The organism is Seongchinamella unica (assembly GCF_004354085.1).
In the GTDB taxonomy this organism is placed as follows: domain Bacteria; phylum Pseudomonadota; class Gammaproteobacteria; order Pseudomonadales; family Halieaceae; genus Halioglobus; species Halioglobus unicus.
Genome location: NZ_SMSE01000006.1, coordinates 1 through 16,801, shown reverse-complemented (window position 1 = coordinate 16,801; position 16,801 = coordinate 1). Strand labels below are relative to the sequence as shown.

The window sequence follows — 16,801 nt, the reverse complement described above, 5'->3', positions numbered from 1 at the left end:
TCCATGAAAGCTTCCGAAACCCATGACATCGTCAGGAAAAGTTATGCGGACATGCTGAAAAAAGCGCAGGAACAGGGTAGCTGCTGCGCGACCAGCCCGACGGCAAAATTGGCTGGGTACGGCGATTCAGCCAAACACTCTGAAGCGGCTGGCGCCTCCCTTGGTTGCGGGAACCCCGTTGCTTTCGCGGGCGTTCGCGAGGGTGACACGGTGCTCGACCTGGGCTGCGGAGGCGGTCTGGACCTGCTACTGGCAGCGGAGAAAACCGGTCCGAGTGGCAAGGTCATAGGGGTCGATATGACAGATGAGATGGTGCTCGCGGCGAGACGGAACGCTGCCAGGGCGGGATTCGACAACATCGAAGTGCGCAAGGGTTTGATCGAGCACTTACCGGTAGAAGATGGCTCAGTGGACTGGGTGATCTCAAATTGTGTGATCAACCTGTCACCGGACAAAACCGCGGTCTTCCGTGAGATTGCCCGTGTAATGAAACCGGGGGCGCGGTTCATGATCTCGGATATGGTTGTAGGTGACCTGCCCGAGGTTATTCGCGAGAGTGTGGCGGCATGGTCTGCCTGTGTGGCCGGGGCCATCTCGGAAAATGAATACAGTGCCGGTTTACGCGAGGCAGGACTTGAGGACGTCGAGGTGAGTGAGCGATTGGTCTACGATGCAGCTCAGCTCCGCGCCATTCTCAGTGAAGATATTCCAGGCTTTGACCTCGATTGTGATCAGGTGGACGGGTTGTTGCGGCAGTATGCGGGCTCTGTCTGGAGTGCCAGGTTTATGGGTCGTAAACCACTTTGAAAATAGATAGAAATCCCACATCATCATGGCTCGAATTAATGGGATACGGTCAGACAGGCGCTCTCAGCTGAGAAAGTCCACTGATGCCGAAGCCGGTCTTTCCGCGGTAACCAGCCAATCAAGAAAAAGCCGGAGACAGGCTCCGGCTTTCTGGTTAGCGCAAGGGAGAACTCAATCAGGTCTCCATTCGTCGGGACGCCCGGTAGCCACCGTACAGACCCAGAGACAGCACCAGCATGATCATGGCCCACTCGCTCAACGTGGGAATGGGAGTCGATTCGGCGGCCGGATCGCCCCCACCACGGGTTGGGGCCGTACCAACACCCACCAGCAGGTTGACACTGTCAGTCAAGGGGAACGTCCCGTCATCATCCTGCGCGTCAAAGTTTATCCCGAATACCTGGCCCTGTTGGCTGTTATCCGGGTTAAAGGTGAAGGTGCCGCTGACAGGATTACCAGGCGAGCCTGGGACGAAGGTAGCATTCGCGGGCACCCCGGTTGCAGTCAGGGTAATGAGCTGCCCGCTATCAGGGTCGGTAGCCGTTACGTTGATAACCAGACTATCTCCCACCTGAATGGTGCGGGAATTGCCACCCGGCAGGGGATCACTGATAACCGGGGGGCTGTTTCCGGTATTGGCGGCAATAAACATGATATCGCGATCAGACCAGGCACCAGTGGAATCCGTGATGCGAATCTTGGCGACGAGGTTATCTCCATCGTTGAGATTGCCAGTATCTGCACCAGACATGGACAATTGTCCGTCACTGTCTACGCTCAGGCCCGCAACCTGCGCTGCGCCATACTCGGGATCAGTGGTGTTGGTTAAAAACACGTAGGTCAGCGGCAAGTCGCCGTCTGGATCATTGGCGTTCAGGTTCTGGCTGAAGGGCTGGCCGATGGCGATACGGAAGTTGGGGTCGGAGAAAATGACCGGAGCGCTATTGGTGCTACCACTGTAATTGACCACAGTCTCGACGGCGAAATCACCGGAGACAGCATTGGCAATTGCCCCGATACGGCAACAACTCGAGTAACGGATAATGTAGGTTCCCTGAGCCAGCGGTATGGCAGACAGGTCCCAAGCCAGGTTGGCGGTATGCACGTCATAGTCTGGATCGCTTGAATCTGTTCGCGGGCTGGGAACTTGGATAAAACCCAGTGACGTTGCTCTGGTTGTGTCGCCTATGGCATAGACATTGAAAGAAGCGGTGCCATCACCGGCATTTTTCCGCCAACTGGTCTCCATCGTCGCGGTAACAACGCCGTTACTATCGATAGTGGCAGTAGTAAATGTACCACCACGAAAGTGGCTCGCCTGTGCAACGCCGGAGAAACCGCAAAGCAGTAAAACCAGAAGCACAATTTTAGTTGCTGCTGAATTTTTCATGGGATTAGCGCCTATTTTTTTGGTGTATTGGCGTACGCCGGACAGAATTTTGTAATTAAAACTAGGTTTTTCTTGTCCGAATCTCATCCTTTATAGGCTCCCGACAGCATCTTGTCAATCGATTCAAAAGGGTCGAAGGGAGCTACACTTCAGATGTGATAATACGGCTAACAGGCGTCCATGTGCTGCGTTGGTATCGCCAAGTTAACTCACCGAAATGACATAATCTGGCGATAAACACCTACAAGCGACATAGATTTCCACCCGATATAATTTGGTTCCTCGCGCATTTCCGGGGAATGCCGTACGGGTCTTCAAGGGTACTGACAAGTTAAGTCGCTGATTTCGGCTAGAATCGGCATGTGAACACTTACAAACGCCACCGATTCCCGCCCGACATCACAAGTTACGCCGTCTGGCTCTACTATCGCTTCAATCTGAGCCACCGCGATATTGAAGATTTACTGGCCGAGCGAGGCATAACCGTCAGCCGAGAGTCCATCCGCCTTTGGTGTATCAAGTTCGGAGCTATCTACACTCGAAGATTGAAGCGAAAGCAAAGAGGCTATGGTGATACTTTCTACATCGATGAAGTCTTCGTCAAGATAAACGGTAAGCGACATTACTTGTGGCGTGCTGTAGACCAGGGTGAGAGAGCGAGGGATGAGGCGATTCAAATCAATTGGGCGGGCACAGAGATTTCTCGGTGCCCATGCGGCTGTTTCCAATCTGTTCAATCTAGGTAGGCACCTGGTCAGAACTGAACACTATCGGAATCTGAGGGTAAGTGCGTTTGAAGATTGGGGTAGGGCGGTTGCTTGAGATTCAAGGTAGGATTAGGACAGTCTTTAGAAGTTAACTTGCCTGTACCCTTGGAGGAGATTGCCACGTTCCTGTCAAGACAGGCCCTGACTGACGCCAGCAACGACTACACTCAGGAGTAACAGAATGGCTCGGACGTTGGCGGCTAAATAAATGGCCGCCCCGAAGCGGCAGCTGCCAACACTCTCGATCGGTTCACAAGACGGCATCGCAGAATGACATTTCCGCCAACAGAGAATGAGCAGTTGCAGGCTGGCCAGCCCCGCAGTCGCGTTGCCATCGTAGGCGCTGCCGGCAGTATCGCGGAAACCTTGAGCCATGAACTGGCCCGTGACTATGACGTGCTCGCGGTAACCGGCATCGAGACCCGAGCGAGCGCGGGAGACCCGGACGGCAGGGTTACATGGCAGCACTGCGACCTGTTTTCCCTCACCGAGATGCAACGCATTCTCGAGGGCTCGCAGTACGCCATTTTCATGGCGCACTCGGGCCTGCCCAACTCCCGCCTGCACCAGGCCAACTGCGGTGATATGGACCTGCTCATGGCGGAAAATTTTGCCCGTGCTGCCGAAGAGTGCCAGGTGAAGCACATCTACTGTCTCCGCTCACTGCTGCCTACCGGTGGCACTGTCTGTGACGCCCAGATCCGACATCACCAGATCGGGGAAATTATGGGCGCCTACAAAACACCGCTCACCGTCATCTGCTCGGGACTCGTCATTGAACCCGGCAGCGCCATGATCAGGCTGATCAGAAACCTGGTGAAGCGCTCCCCTTTCGTACCGGTACCCTATTGGAGCCTGCAGGCGATGCAGCCCATCGCGGTGGATGATCTCGTGCGCGCCTTCCGACACTGCCTGCAGCAGCCCTCGCAGTTCGTCGGCAGGTTCGAGATCGGCGGACCCGAGAAGATACATTGGCAGGAATTACTGGAGGCAGCAGCAAAGCTGACCGGCGCCCGGCCGAAGTTCTTCCGCACGCGGCGACTCTCACCGCGGGTCTATGCATGGCTTCTGCGACAGGTGCGTCCCGGGGCGCATCCCGAGGCACTGCAGCTCTTTGTCGAGAACCTGCAATTCGACACCATCGCGCATGACAACCCCCTGCAGCACTTCCTGCAGCCGGAGTTGCAACCCGCCCTGGACGCGATCAACCTGGTCAGGGGGAAGGACGAGGTACGCCAGGCAGTGCGCTTTCGCCGCAGGCTGCGAGACAGCTACGGCGAGCAACTGAGATCTTCCAATACCGTGCGTTCAATTCAGCGCGTCAGACTGCCACCTGGTCGAGATGCCAGCTGGCTGTCACGCAGGTACTTCAACTGGCTGACGGCCTATCTCAACCCCTTTATTGAGTGTCAGACACTGGAAAATTCATCCTACTGCATGCGTATCAACGGCCTGAAGACCTGCCTGTTACGCCTGGAGTTCAGTCCGGAGCGCAGCAGCGCTGACCGGCGGGTCTATGCCATCACCGAGGGCCTGCTGGCCTCCCGCGCACGCAACAGCCACGGCCGCATGGAGTTTCGCGAGGTACCGGGGGGCAGCCACGCCATGATAGCGATTCACGACTTCGCTCCAGCCCTGCCCTGGCACTTCTACCTCGCCACCCAGGCCGCTATTCATCGCGTGGTGATGGGCGCTTTCCAGAAATACATCGAATCCCGCGGGGAAGAAGAGACGAGTTATTGACCTATCGCATGTATCCGTCAGAAAACTAGTGTTAGCTTAAATATAGGAATCATCCAGTAGGTGAAAGGAGAGGGAGGATGGTTCAGAAATACAACAATAAGATTTCCAGGCCCGACGAAAAGGACGGGAATAAGGTTCAGCCCGAGGCTGTTCGCATTCTTACCGACCCGGACTCGTGGCGGACCGGGACCGGCAGCGGATCCGGACATAACAACGCACCAGATCCCCACTCTACCGACGGTCTCTGCCTGACCGACGGCAATCGTGTTGCGGTAGTTGGAGGCGGTCCCGCAGGAACCCTGTTTTCCCGTTTCCTGATGCGCACGCTGCGACGCATCGGCACCCACATCGAGCTGGACATCTTCGAACCGAGAAACTTCAACTACTGTGGTCCGGCGGGGTGCAACCACTGCGGCGGCGTCGTCTCGGAATCACTGGTGCAGTTGCTGGCCGCGGACGGCATTATTCTTCCGGATGAAACCGTGCAACGCGGCATAGATTCGTATGTCATGCATATGGACGTCGGCAGCGTCAGGATCGACACGCCCCTGCAGGAGAAACGAATCGCGGCCGTTTACCGAGGCCATGGGCCGAAAAAATCCGAGCAATCCCACATCACCGGCTTTGATCACTACCTGCTGCGGGAGGCCGTACGGGCAGGCGCCCATCACCGACCCCACATGGTTACCTCGGTGGATTTCGACAGCGGGCACCCACAAATTAAACTGGCAGACGGCCGCAAGGAATCCTATGACCTGGTGGTGGTTGCCAGCGGGCTCAACAGTGCCCTGCTCGGACTCGTCGAGCAGACCGGCCGCGGCTTCAGTCGCCCGCAAATGGCAAAGTCATTCGTGGCCGAATTCAAACTCGGTGCCGCCGCCGTGGAACGGCACCTGGGAAGCTCTATGAACGTGTTCCTGCTGGACCTGCCGCATTTGCAGTTCGCCGCGCTGATTCCCAAGGGGGACTACGTGACACTGGTCATGCTGGGCGACAAGGTGGACGAGGGGCTGGTGAATGCCTTCCTGAATGCCGAAGAAGTCAGAAGGTGCTTCCCGGACAACCGACCTCCGCAGAACATCTGCCAGTGCCTGCCGCGGCTCAACGTCACCCACGCCCGCAAGCCCTACGCCGATCGCGTCGTATTCATTGGCGACAGTGGCGTGGCTCGCCTCTACAAGGATGGCATCGGCTCGGCCTATCGAACCGCGAAAGCGGCGGCGAACTGCGTAGCCCTGTACGGCTATTCCGAGCGCAATTTCAAAGAACATTACTGGCCTGCCTGCCGCAAGATCGTATTCGACAACATGATCGGGAAATGTGTATTCGGTGTCTGCCACCTGATACAGAGGCTGACCTTTGCCCGACGGGGCGTACTGAGAATGACAGAACAGGAGCAATACGGTGCCGGCGTGGCACCGCGAATGAGCAGTGTACTGTGGGACGTGTTTACAGGCAGCGCTCCTTATCGGGAAGTGTTGCTGCGTACGCTACACCCTGTATTCATATCCCGGCTGCTATGGAATCTCGCCGCGGCAAACCTGCGTTTGCCGTCTGCGAGAAAACGGGGGGTAACCGCATCGTGAACGAAGAGTTGGGCCGCGTATACCAGGACGGTGAAATCATCATCACCGAGGGCGAAGTGGGCGATTGTATGTACATCATCCAACAGGGTACCGCCGATGTTATCCGCATGGAGGAAGGACGGCCCACCGTTGTGGATACCATGGAAGCGGGTGAGCTGTTCGGAGAAATGGCTATCGTCGAGAATACAGTTCGGTCGTCTACCGTGAAGGCTCGCGGCACCGTTCGCGCAATTACCATCGATCGCAAGACCTTCATGCGGCGCATCCAGGAGGATCCTTCCCTGGCCATGAGTGTCCTGGAAGTACTGTGCCATCGCGTACGCAACCTGGATGGTAACATCGCGCACCTGAAGCAACAGTTGGAAAGCCAGCGGGGAGGTGGTGTATGAGCACCGACGCCACTGACAAGGGAGCCCCTCCGTCCGGGGAGGGCTTCGCTTTTAGTCCACTGAAACCGGACCTGGCACCCAAGGTGGCCCCCTGCCAGGACAACTGTCCCTGCGGGACCAGCATCCGTGACTGGATCGCCCCGATTGCGCAGCGCGAAAGCATGGGACTGTCCACCGAGGACGCCTACACCCAGGCCTGGGAGCGGATCGTGGACAATAACCCGTTTCCCGCAGTCATGGGCAGAATCTGTCCCCACCCCTGTGAGTCGCAGTGCAATCGTAGCGATACAGATTCGGCGGTCGCCGTCAGCAGCATGGAACGTTTCCTGGGGGACTGGGCCTTGGACAAGGGCCTGCAACTGCCCTGTCTCACGCCCGCCGAAGAGCGTCGTTCTTTTGGCGTGATCGGTGCCGGTCCAGCAGGACTCTCGTTTGCCTACCAGGTGGCACGCCGTGGTCACGCGGTCACCGTTTATGACTGGCACCCACACGCGGGAGGCATGCTGCGCTATGGTGTGCCGGACTACCGGCTGCCTCACGACGTGCTGGACGGGGAAATTCAGCGGATCGTCGACCTCGGGGTGGAGATACAGACCGATGTTCGCATCGGCAGGGACCTGACCCTGGATGAACTCAGGGACCGGCACCAGGCCCTGTTTTTCGGTCTGGGAGCGCAACGGGCCCGCATGCTCAATGTGCCGGGCGAAACCGGGCCCGGCGTATGGACCGGCACCCAATTCCTGGAGCGCCATAACACCGAACAGCCCATATCCGCCGGAGATCAGCTATTGGTTATAGGCGGCGGTAACACCGCCATCGACGTGGCGCGTGTCGGGCGCAGGTACGGGGCCGAGGTCACCGTCGTCTATCGGCGCGAACTCGCAGAGATGCCGGCCATCGCTGCGGAGATCGAACAGGCCCGGGCCGAGGGCGTCGAGTTCATGGGGCTGACCGTTCCCCTGGAGATCCTGCACGCCCCATCAGGCGAGCTGCGCGGACTGGTCGTACAGCACATGCGCACCGGGCCGACCGATGGCAGCGGCCGGCATGTGCCAGAGCCCATTCAGGACAGCGCCACGGAGCTACCCGCCACGACGGTGGTCATTGCGGTTTCGCAGGAGCCCGACTGGCAGGGGCTGGAGCAGGCGGTACCCGAAGGTCCAGGCCCTGAGGCGGCACCTCCGGGAGTCAGTTCAGGTGGCGACGTGCTGCATCAGGGAATCGCCAGCGCCGCCATCGCCGAAGGGAAGCAGGCCGCGTTGAGGGCCTGTGACATCGAACCCTCCGAAAGCTCCGAGGAACACGAATCGCCAAAGGTCAAGACCGAACGCTACGTTCACATCGACCGGGTCGCCGACCACGAGGCAAGCGCAGAGTTGCGCCTGCGCAATCCCGCGCTCGAAGTCGCTGAGACGATCAGTGAACGGGAGTTCCTGGCCGAGGCCGAGCGCTGCCTGTCCTGCGGTTCGTGCCTGGGCTGCTTCCAGTGCTGGATGTACTGCAATGCCGGCAGCTTTACGCCCGTCGAGAATCCCACACCCGGCAACTACTTTAGCTTCGATCCCGATATTTGTGAGGGATGTGGCAAGTGCATCGAGCTGTGCCCCTGCGGCTTCCTCAGCCCGCTCGAATAAGATTGCGCAGGCCTTATTTGCTCACGTGGATGGATTTGATTAAAGCCATCGATTGAGGCGAAACAACAGTGCCAGCGCCACCATGATGCCGGCGCACATGGCCACTACTATCCAGAACGCGGCATCCGCGTCCACACCTGGCATGCCGCCCACGTTGATACCCATCAGGCCGGTGAAGAAACCCAGTGGAAGGAATATGGTCGCCACCACCGTAAACACGTAAGAGCGCCGGTTCATTTCCTCCGACACCCGGGTCACCAGTTCCTCATGGGTATTGATTTGCATCCAAATCTGACCCTTTTTGAAGCGATAATTGCATCACGGAGTGATCCATCTACGCGCAAAGATATGCCCGCATGTCACACACTTGGCGCCCTTCACCCGGGGCAAAATTCAGTGCAAATGCAGGGTCAAATTTGGGTGCAAATCAACATGCTTGGTGTCTGATATACATGCCGATCCAGTTTGTGGCCTGGCCAGATTTCGATGCCATAAGTAGTCAGAATTGGACGCCAGCCCACACTCGACAATCGCTGGCTATAGCTGATGCGTATTGATGGCGAACCGCTGGAGATTTATCCAGGCAGCAACTGGCAACAATATAGTTGAGCTGTCATAAGCAGCGAACCTGGCAACGCGTTTCAGCCGTAGCGGCGCTGATGCTTCCCGAGAATCAGTTCGCAGCGATCTGCGGCTTTGCGTATGCGTTCGCCGATTGAGGCCCCACGATTGGATTCGGCTAACAGGTTGCCGGAATGTGCGGCACAGAGATTTTCAGCCTCGCCCCAGGCGTCAGACAATTCCTTCGTCCACTCCCTGAATTCCGCGGCGGCCCCTTTTCGTTTTTCCAGCGCCATTGCCAGTGTGGGATGGAAGCTGACCCGGTCGGACAAACCGACAAGGCTCAGGAGGCGCGGGAGACGTATATACATCAAGGTATCATCCACGTGGATGGTGCCGGATGCCCGGTGGTAGGCCAGGACGGACGCAAAGTGAATGTTTTCATTGGCGGAAATGAAATCCACACCTCTCGGGATGGTGAAATCCAGTTCGTCGGCGTACCAATCATGAAGCTCCTGGTCTTCGCTTCGCACCTCTTCCCATGGCAGTTCGGGGAATAGATCAAGATGCCGCTGGGTACCATGAAGACGTGCATCGGGGAACAATTCATGCATGCGTTGCACGTGTACCGTATGGAAGGGATGCAGGTTCAAGATGGCTTCGATTTCGCCATCGCCCACAATAGCATCGATTTCTTTTCGCAGGGGCTCACTGATTGAATACGAATCCAAAAGCAGGAAACTGCCGCTGGACAGTTGGACAAGTGAGGCCTGAGTGCCAATGTCCACAACGCCCCCTATTCGGAAGGAGCCCCGGATATTCCAAAAGTTTTCCGCTACATGGATTATTTGCTCGGCCATAAGGTGCCCTCTGTGCGGTGGAATCTGCTTTGTATTGGTTAATAACCGGCTAATTAATGAGTGTAGCGCACACAATGCACGTTCACCCGGATCGAATGCTTTAGTGGCCTTGCATAAGCCAGCTACGCGTCTTCCCTGGCAAAATTTCTTGATGCCGGTGAGCGGTTTTGGGTTAGTGCTATGCCGGCCAGAATCAACAGCAACCCGGCGAACTGACTAAGCTGCGCGCTCTCGCCCAGGAAGATTACCCCGGCGGCGAAGGCAATGGCAGGGATAATGTAGTTGATAATAGACAGAAATAAGGGGCCGCAGTCTGATATCAGCCGGAAATAGATCCAGGTTGCAAGCCCCGTTGAGACGACGCCCAGCGTCAGAGTCGCGGCCAGTCCATTGAAAGAGGGGGCCACCCAGTACGCGTGCTCCAGGTAGAGGCTAAATGGCAACAGCAGCACGGTCCCGATGCCAAGCGAGCCGGTGGCCACCACGATAGTATTTATGGGTGGTAAGCGTTTGGTGTACACCGCGTTACTGGCATAGGACAGGGTTGCCCCGATCACTGCCAGTTGTGCGAGCAATGCGCTGCCGCCAATGCCCATTAACGCCTTCCCTCCGATCAACACAAGCACGCCGCCAAACCCGAGGATAACGCCGCACAGTCGGCGTGGTGTCAGCGAGTCCTCATGAACGAAGAAGTGAGATAGCACCATGGTGCTGATCGGCATCAAGGCCATTAGCAGGCCAGCCTGTGAACTGCTGATCTCTGTCTCTGCCCAGGTAATCAGCGAGAAGGGAACCAGATTGCCGATGGTTGTTAGCAATGCGAATCGCCACCACCAAGCTGACTCCCGTGGCAGGCGATGCCCTTGCCAATGCATTACCAGGAACAGGGTCACCGCCCCGACCGCGAGGCGTATATTGACGATCGTTAGCGGCGGGAATGACTCAAGCGCGACTGCAATCAGGTAGAATGCGAAGCCCCATGCCAGGCTCAGCAGTATCAGCAATATCCAGTGTTTTGGTTGTGGTGCTTGCATGGGCGGCGCTTACGGGAAAATCAAATTGGCAAAATTCGGTGTGCTGAACAGGCCATCAACAAAGTTCTCAGCACTCGTTTCACGCTTCATAACCGAAGGAGTCGTCCACCGAATGAGCGGGTTGAGTAAACCACTTTGGACCTGAGTCTGTCATGTAAAAATGTGGACTTCCCCCGATAAAGAAATACCGGCCAGCCTCACAATGAGGCCGCCTCGAAGGCCCCGGGACTGACACCGCTCAGCAGTCGACGTCGCCACACCGCGGTCATCAGGGCGTCTAGGACGATGTGCCGGGCCAGCAGGAATTAAAACGGATTTAACGCCTGTATAGGTCTATAGTGGAGAGGCATCAAGGCCTGTCTTGGCCGTGCACGCCTGTTTCGGGCTCGGAGACACCATCATGTCAAAAAATCAGCGTAGTAATAAGGAATCCAAGAAGCCATCCACCCTTACCGCCAAGGAAAGAAAAGCAGCGAAACGGGAAAAAAAGAATGCTGGCGGGCACACCCCATTCATCGTGAAGGACAGCTGAAAGCAGCAAGTTTTTCAGTTTGCGATAAAGCTTAATTCGGGGGCTTTATCCGCATCATCACCACGGGTTCACAGATAGGGAGTTTTCTCTGCGCTTCCGACTACGGTTTTTATTGTTCCTGATGGATCACCCGGCTCACCGCAAACTGCTGCCAAAAATATTACTGGAACCGTTCTCTGGCGCCGGTTTTTATGAATTTAAAATTCTACGGAGGCAAAAGAAATACATTGAATGCATTATCAGTAGGCGTTATCGGAACATCAAGGAAGGAGGATGAGCGACGGGTGCCAATTCACCCCGAGCACCTGCCGCGGCTGGCCGGGGCACTGCGCAAACAGCTGGTTTTTGAAGCGGGTTATGGTGAGCGATTTGGCGTGTCGGATCTAGAGCTTGCCAGGCAGGTTGGTGGGATTGCTTCACGCGACGAGTTACTGGAGAACATGGACGCGGTGATAATCGCCAAGCCCTTGCTCCAGGATTTTCAGAAGCTTCGCGAATATGGCGTTCTGTGGGGGTATCCCCATTGCATACAGCAGCAACAGATCACCCAAACTGCCATAGATCGAAAACAGACTCTTATCGCCTTTGAGGATATGTTTGTCTGGGGTCCACAAGGTCAGGTTGGCAGGCATACCTTCTATAAAAATAATGAGATGGCCGGCTACTGTGGAGTGATTCACGCGCTGCAAATAAAGGGAATTGATGGACATTATGGTAACCAGCGGAAAGTCGTCATTTTCAGCTTTGGCGCGGTGAGCCGTGGCGCGATCTACGCGCTGAAGGCGCATGGGTTTCGCGACATTACGATCTGTATCCAGCGGCCTGACCACGAAGTCCGCGAAGAAGTGCTCGACTGTCACTATGTGAGATTGAGAATGGGAGGGGAGGATGAAGCACGCCTGATTGTTGTTGAGCATGACGGCTCGCAAAGGCCTTTAACTGAATTGATCAACGAGGCCGGCATTATTATTAACGGCACCTATCAGGACACCAACAATCCCATTGATTTTGTTCTTGAAGAAGAGAAAGCCTGCCTCAATCCGGGTTGCCTGATTATTGATGTCAGTTGCGACGAGAATATGGGTTTCTACTTCGCTAAACCTACTACCTTCAAGGAGCCGATGTTTCAAGTTGAGAGGGTGGATTACTACGCGGTAGATCACACGCCAAGTTATTTCTGGGAAAGTGCCTCTAGATCCATCTCGGCCGCGTTGATTGTCCATTTACCTACGATTGTGTCAGGCGCCGACGCGTGGCAGAAGAATGAGACCATTCGCAGAGCGATAAATATCGATAAAGGGGAGATACTTAAAACAGATATTCTGGCATTCCAGAATCGACAGCCAGACTACCCGCATGCGGTCATTTAGTGAGAAACGAGAATTGATCATCGAAGCTTTGAGGCTGTATTGACCCCTGCGCAGCCTTGCGCCGTGTGCGCTCGAAGGCTGAAACGCAAGCATTGTGGGTACGGCGATACCCTCTATATCGACGAAGTCATCGTCAAAATTGACTTTTCCTTCAATGGGTTAGTTAGACATTTGAGTGGAACCACTCGTGCCAACAGGGGACAATATTGGGCGCCAGTCCACATCCTTCCCCTTAAATTCCGGTTTGACCGTCAGTCATTGGACAGTACGCTGACGCATTAGTGACAGTTCCTGATCTGATCACGGCAGGTGCTGTGACGTCAGTCAGTGTGTGCGATGATGACTCAGTGGCGGATCACCGTCTGTACGCCCCGCACACTGAACCTGGTTTCCTATCGAAACAGCCTTGCAATGTATGGTAGCGAACAGAAAGACCGCAGGTTTCCAGCCATACTGTCGCAGCCAATTTGGGCTGGTGACTCATTTCACGATCCCGTCCGCAAACTTAGAAAGGTATATACCTATGAAAACAAGAGATGAATACGTCGCGAAGATGAAATCCCAACTCGACGAGATGAACGCACAGATCGACAAGCTGGCGGATAAATCCAAGAGCGCGAAGAAGGAAATGCAGGCTAAGTACACGCAGCAAATGTCTGATCTGCGGGCACAATCAAGCAAGGCAAATGCCAAACTGGATGAGCTCAAGAAAGCCGGAGACGATGCATGGGAAGATACGGTCGTGGAAATGGAAAAAATCAGTGATGCATTCAAGCATTCTTACAATTACTTCAAGTCCCAGCTATAGGAACATCGGCTGCCGGAAATTTCTAGCGCTGGTCGAATCATTCAGCGTAGCCTGTTGATTTGCATCGGAATCTGATCCATTTTGAGGGGTTATTTGCATAACGGAGTGACCCGTCGTTCCGCAAAGATATGCACCGACGTCTGGCACTTGGCGAAATTCACCCGGGACAATATTCGGTGCAACTGCAGGGTCAATTTTGGGCGCAATTCAACAGTGTGACAATGTCCAGCTTGACAGGCACAAGAGGCTAACCGGCCAGGATAGCGCAGGATGCGGAAGTTCAGTTCTGTCGACCAGGTTGAGCGATTTTTGCCTGCCCATGCCGCTGCCAGGAATTTGTTCAATCCCGGATGGCACCTGATTCGGGTCGAACATTATCGGAATCTCAGCGTCAGTTTGTTCAATGAGTGGGGCAGGTCGGTTGCTTGAAACACACCTCCTGGTTTCAGCCGCCTTGGAAATTCAACTTGTCATACGCTTTCCGGCACCTGAAGGGCGCATCGATATAAAAGGGGGGCGATGCACCCCTACTCGCAGTGCCGGAAATCACAACGTGTAGCTGACCCGGGCGAACACGTTGGTGCCGTATCCCGGCAGGCGTTCGCCGATACCGACGTCGGGATTGCGGGCGCGATTGTATCCGCCAAGATGTGGGCGATAGGTCTTGTCGAACACGTTGTCCACTCCACCCGCCAGCTCCAGCGCCGGTGTAAGCCGCCAGCGCGCGCTCAGGTTGATAACTCCGTAGCCAGCCGACTCAGGCTCACGATTGGTACCGCTGACCCTGTCCTGCGAGGCGTAAAGCACACTCTCGACCGAGACATCCCACCGGTTCGCTGCGAAGGTCAGGCGATTGGCCACGTTGGTCGGTGCTATGCGGTAGAGGTCGTCGCTAACATCGCGACGTTCACCGCGCACATAGTTCACCAGCCCCGATAGCGACCAGCTCGGGGACAGCTGCCAGCGCCAGTCCATATCAAAGCCATACAATTCGGCATTGACGTTATTGAACTGCAGCGGGTCGGCCCTGTTGCCGCCATTGGCCATGTTCATCATGCGCACCATCATCGTGGCCGGGTGCTTGGTACCCAAGGGTGTACCCTGGATGTAGTCGTCGACCCGACTGTAGAACAGTCGAGGGTGTAGGCTTAGGCCGGACTGCTGAAAGTCGATACCAAACTCCAGGCCGAGAGAGCGCTCCGGATCAAGTTCGATGTTGCCGAGATACACCTGGCCATCGGCCAACCCGCCGGTGGCTTCCAGCGGCAGCCAGAGATAGCGCTCCTGGTAGCTAGGCGAGCGCTGCTTCTGCGCCAGTCCAACGTAAAGGCTCAGCGACTGTGACATGTCGTACTCGAGCCGGGCGACAATGTCGACATTGGTATCGCGCTGGTTGCGATCGGCCGCATTGAAGGTATCTCGCAATACCTGTGCCGGCGGCATCATCATCGCGGGAGTGCCATTGACCTCACCGGCATCTGTGCTGACCCGATTTACCCGCAGCCCGAGCTCGCCGGACCACTGACCGCCCAGGTCCTGCTGGCGCTCAATAAATGCGCCCAGTACCTCGCGTTCGGCGGCGTTGAAGTTCACCACAAAAAACGTTGGGCTGTTCGGGTTGTCGATATCGGAATCGTGGTCCTCGCTGAAACCGTCGATGCCAGCTGTCCAGGTGCCCGCATCATCGCTAAGAGTAGCTTTGAGTTTGAAGCCACGGTTATCGGTGGTGGCAATGTTCTGGCGCCACATGGCCAGCCCGGGGGGCTGTCGCAGGTGATAGTTGGTCATGTCGTGATCAAGATCGGAGGCGTAGAAGGAGGTCGTTAGCGCCAGGTCGCCAGCGGGCGCAAAGCGGTAGGTTAGGTCGTACAGGTCGCCCTCGAAGGAGTCGATATCCATCGGCAGCGCAGGCGTACCGGATTCGCCAGTATCGTTGTAGCCGTATTCAACCTGGAGACTGTGATCACCCAGGCGCAGGCCGTAGCCAATGTCATAGCGCCGACGTTCGTAGCGGCTTGGCAGGATTTCCCCGCCGGCAAACTCGGCATCATCGCCATCCTGGAGCATGGCCCCCACTTTGAAACGTTGGGTTTGATTGGCAGCCTGCAAGTCGGCGTCAAGCTGGTAACCCGCATTGGCGGACTGCGCGCTGCCGGCCACCCTGCCCTCAACAGTGAAGGCGTCGCTGCTGCCGAAGTCGATGCGACGCCTGCGTGCGTCGATGGCGCCACCGATCGCTTCCTGGGCGACGCTGACCGGCGCTATGCCGCGGTATACTTCCAGTGATTCCAGCTGGGCAGAGACTGCATAGGACAGAGGCGGATCCATCCAGTTGGGCCCTGAGGGGGCCAGCTGATTGCCGTCCAGGGATACCGCTATGCGCGGGCCGAACATCCCTCGGTACTGGGGAATCCCGGTAATGGGCCCGTTGGTATTCACATTGGCTCCGGGGGCCTCGCGTAGCAGCTTTGCCACATCCGGTGACACCGACAGTGTGTCGGCCACGTCGATGGTGCGGGTGTCATGCCGGCTCGACACCACCAGTTCTTCCAGTTCCTGTGCCGACACCATGGGCGTCAGCAGTGCAACGGTGAGCCCGCCGCAGATACTCTTTATTCGCATTCTGTTACTCCTTGGGTGCGCAGGCGCGCACGAACAACCCGGGCCGCCAGGGCGGCCGGGACATCGTTGTTAGTTGTTCAGTGGAGTATCAGGCGGGGGGCGATCGTGCTGGCGGTCGCAGCCAGGCCGGCGACAGTGTGCCGGGTGTTGACCGTCTCGCGGGCGCAGGTGCTATGACCCCGCGATTCTCCAGGACACCGGCCTGGAAATCCGCGACAGCGCTGCCAAACCCGGCAAATGTACAGCCAGGATCCGCGGCGGTTTTATCGACACCGCCGGCATCGTGATGGCCGTGATGCCGGTGATGATGTTCCCCTGCCGGCATAGGCAGCGCGGCGATGATCTGGGCGCTGCGCGAATCGCCGGGGCAGAGGTGAAACGGGGTACCGCTGGATATCGGGGCCGCCATATGGCCCTGCGGCACAATCGCCCCCGCAACCACGTAGGCCAGCAGCGCCAGGAGAACCAGGGCGCGCTGTGGCGGTGTTGCATTGCGGCGATGTGCGGCGAAACGTGAAATCAAGACAGGCGCCCGCTGAAAGGGTCGCCAAGTTTAGCATGAGCGGCAGCCATGGAGGTATCGGCAAGTTAACTTTTGGAGACAGCGTTAATCCGACCTTGATTCTCAAGCAACCACCCTGCTCCATTCAGCGAACGCACTAACCCTGAGCTCCCGATAATGCTGAGCCCTGACCAGA

General features: G+C 56.7%; 15 protein-coding genes and 2 pseudogenes. 11 read left to right on the top strand and 6 right to left on the bottom strand.

Annotated elements, in window-relative coordinates; genetic code table 11:
- Positions 1 to 3 precede the first annotated feature (3 nt).
- Positions 4 to 807: an arsenite methyltransferase gene (arsM, locus tag E2F43_RS18395; protein ID WP_133215487.1), complete on the top strand. Its 804-nt coding sequence runs from the start codon at positions 4 to 6 to the stop codon at positions 805 to 807.
- Between the two features lie 175 nt (positions 808 to 982).
- Here the strand turns inward: arsM and E2F43_RS18390 are convergent, their stop codons facing one another.
- The gene (locus E2F43_RS18390; RefSeq protein WP_165954401.1) at positions 983 to 2,170 is read right to left on the bottom strand and encodes an IPTL-CTERM sorting domain-containing protein; all 1,188 of its coding nucleotides are present in this window, start codon (positions 2,168 to 2,170) and stop codon (positions 983 to 985) included.
- A 389-nt stretch (positions 2,171 to 2,559) separates the two neighbouring features.
- Between E2F43_RS18390 and E2F43_RS19585 the strand changes: the two are divergent.
- The 6 genes and pseudogenes from E2F43_RS19585 to E2F43_RS18370 form a co-directional block, all read left to right on the top strand.
- Positions 2,560 to 2,722 (top strand): annotated as a pseudogene (locus E2F43_RS19585) (IS6 family transposase); the annotation flags it as partial.
- Positions 2,723 to 2,742: 20 nt separating this feature from the next.
- Positions 2,743 to 2,943, top strand: coding sequence for a DDE-type integrase/transposase/recombinase (locus tag E2F43_RS19580; protein WP_420820784.1), 201 nt, complete (start codon positions 2,743 to 2,745; stop codon positions 2,941 to 2,943).
- A gap of 291 nt (positions 2,944 to 3,234) precedes the next feature.
- Positions 3,235 to 4,707 carry an NAD-dependent epimerase/dehydratase family protein gene (locus tag E2F43_RS18380; protein WP_133215483.1) on the top strand — a complete coding sequence of 491 codons (1,473 nt, stop codon included), beginning with the start codon at positions 3,235 to 3,237 and terminating at the stop codon, positions 4,705 to 4,707.
- Between the two features lie 77 nt (positions 4,708 to 4,784).
- A complete protein-coding gene (locus tag E2F43_RS19145; RefSeq protein ID WP_165954400.1) occupies positions 4,785 to 6,293 on the top strand; it encodes an NAD(P)/FAD-dependent oxidoreductase in 1,509 nt (502 codons plus the stop codon).
- Positions 6,290 to 6,682 (top strand): cyclic nucleotide-binding domain-containing protein, encoded by a 393-nt coding sequence (locus E2F43_RS19140; protein ID WP_165954399.1) that lies wholly within the window; start codon positions 6,290 to 6,292, stop codon positions 6,680 to 6,682. Before E2F43_RS19145 ends, E2F43_RS19140 begins: the two co-directional genes overlap by 4 nt.
- Complete coding sequence (locus tag E2F43_RS18370) at positions 6,679 to 8,316, top strand: FAD-dependent oxidoreductase (RefSeq protein WP_133215479.1); 1,638 nt, start codon at positions 6,679 to 6,681, stop codon at positions 8,314 to 8,316. The genes E2F43_RS19140 and E2F43_RS18370 overlap by 4 nt, the downstream gene beginning before the upstream one ends.
- 39 nt (positions 8,317 to 8,355) lie before the next feature.
- Here the strand turns inward: E2F43_RS18370 and E2F43_RS18365 are convergent, their stop codons facing one another.
- The 3 genes from E2F43_RS18365 to E2F43_RS18355 form a co-directional block, all read right to left on the bottom strand.
- Entirely contained in the window at positions 8,356 to 8,601 is a 246-nt protein-coding gene (locus tag E2F43_RS18365; RefSeq protein ID WP_133215477.1) for a CorA family divalent cation transporter, read from the bottom strand.
- 356 nt (positions 8,602 to 8,957) lie between these two features.
- On the bottom strand, positions 8,958 to 9,737 hold the full coding sequence (locus E2F43_RS18360; protein ID WP_133215475.1) for a hypothetical protein: 780 nt from the start codon (positions 9,735 to 9,737) through the stop codon (positions 8,958 to 8,960).
- 122 nt (positions 9,738 to 9,859) lie between these two features.
- Positions 9,860 to 10,771, bottom strand: a complete 912-nt coding sequence (locus tag E2F43_RS18355; protein WP_133215473.1) for a DMT family transporter — start codon at positions 10,769 to 10,771, stop codon at positions 9,860 to 9,862.
- Between the two features lie 400 nt (positions 10,772 to 11,171).
- Here E2F43_RS18355 and E2F43_RS19485 point away from each other — a divergent pair, with 400 nt between their 5' ends.
- The 4 genes and pseudogenes from E2F43_RS19485 to E2F43_RS18340 all read left to right on the top strand — a co-directional run bounded on the left by E2F43_RS19485 (position 11,172) and on the right by E2F43_RS18340 (position 13,481).
- The gene (locus tag E2F43_RS19485; protein WP_275259699.1) at positions 11,172 to 11,303 is read left to right on the top strand and encodes a hypothetical protein; all 132 of its coding nucleotides are present in this window, start codon (positions 11,172 to 11,174) and stop codon (positions 11,301 to 11,303) included.
- A gap of 191 nt (positions 11,304 to 11,494) precedes the next feature.
- Positions 11,495 to 12,673 carry a N(5)-(carboxyethyl)ornithine synthase gene (locus tag E2F43_RS18350; RefSeq protein ID WP_238947017.1) on the top strand — a complete coding sequence of 393 codons (1,179 nt, stop codon included), beginning with the start codon at positions 11,495 to 11,497 and terminating at the stop codon, positions 12,671 to 12,673.
- A gap of 60 nt (positions 12,674 to 12,733) precedes the next feature.
- A pseudogene (locus E2F43_RS19575) lies at positions 12,734 to 12,817 on the top strand (IS6 family transposase); the annotation flags it as partial.
- Between the two features lie 379 nt (positions 12,818 to 13,196).
- Entirely contained in the window at positions 13,197 to 13,481 is a 285-nt protein-coding gene (locus tag E2F43_RS18340) for a sll1863 family stress response protein (RefSeq protein ID WP_133215471.1), read from the top strand.
- A gap of 546 nt (positions 13,482 to 14,027) precedes the next feature.
- Here E2F43_RS18340 and E2F43_RS18335 read toward each other — a convergent pair.
- Together E2F43_RS18335 and E2F43_RS18330 are read right to left on the bottom strand one after the other, a co-directional pair.
- A complete protein-coding gene (locus tag E2F43_RS18335; protein WP_133215469.1) occupies positions 14,028 to 16,103 on the bottom strand; it encodes a TonB-dependent receptor in 2,076 nt (691 codons plus the stop codon).
- A gap of 88 nt (positions 16,104 to 16,191) precedes the next feature.
- Positions 16,192 to 16,626, bottom strand: a complete 435-nt coding sequence (locus tag E2F43_RS18330) for a hypothetical protein (protein ID WP_133215467.1) — start codon at positions 16,624 to 16,626, stop codon at positions 16,192 to 16,194.
- Positions 16,627 to 16,801 lie beyond the last annotated feature (175 nt).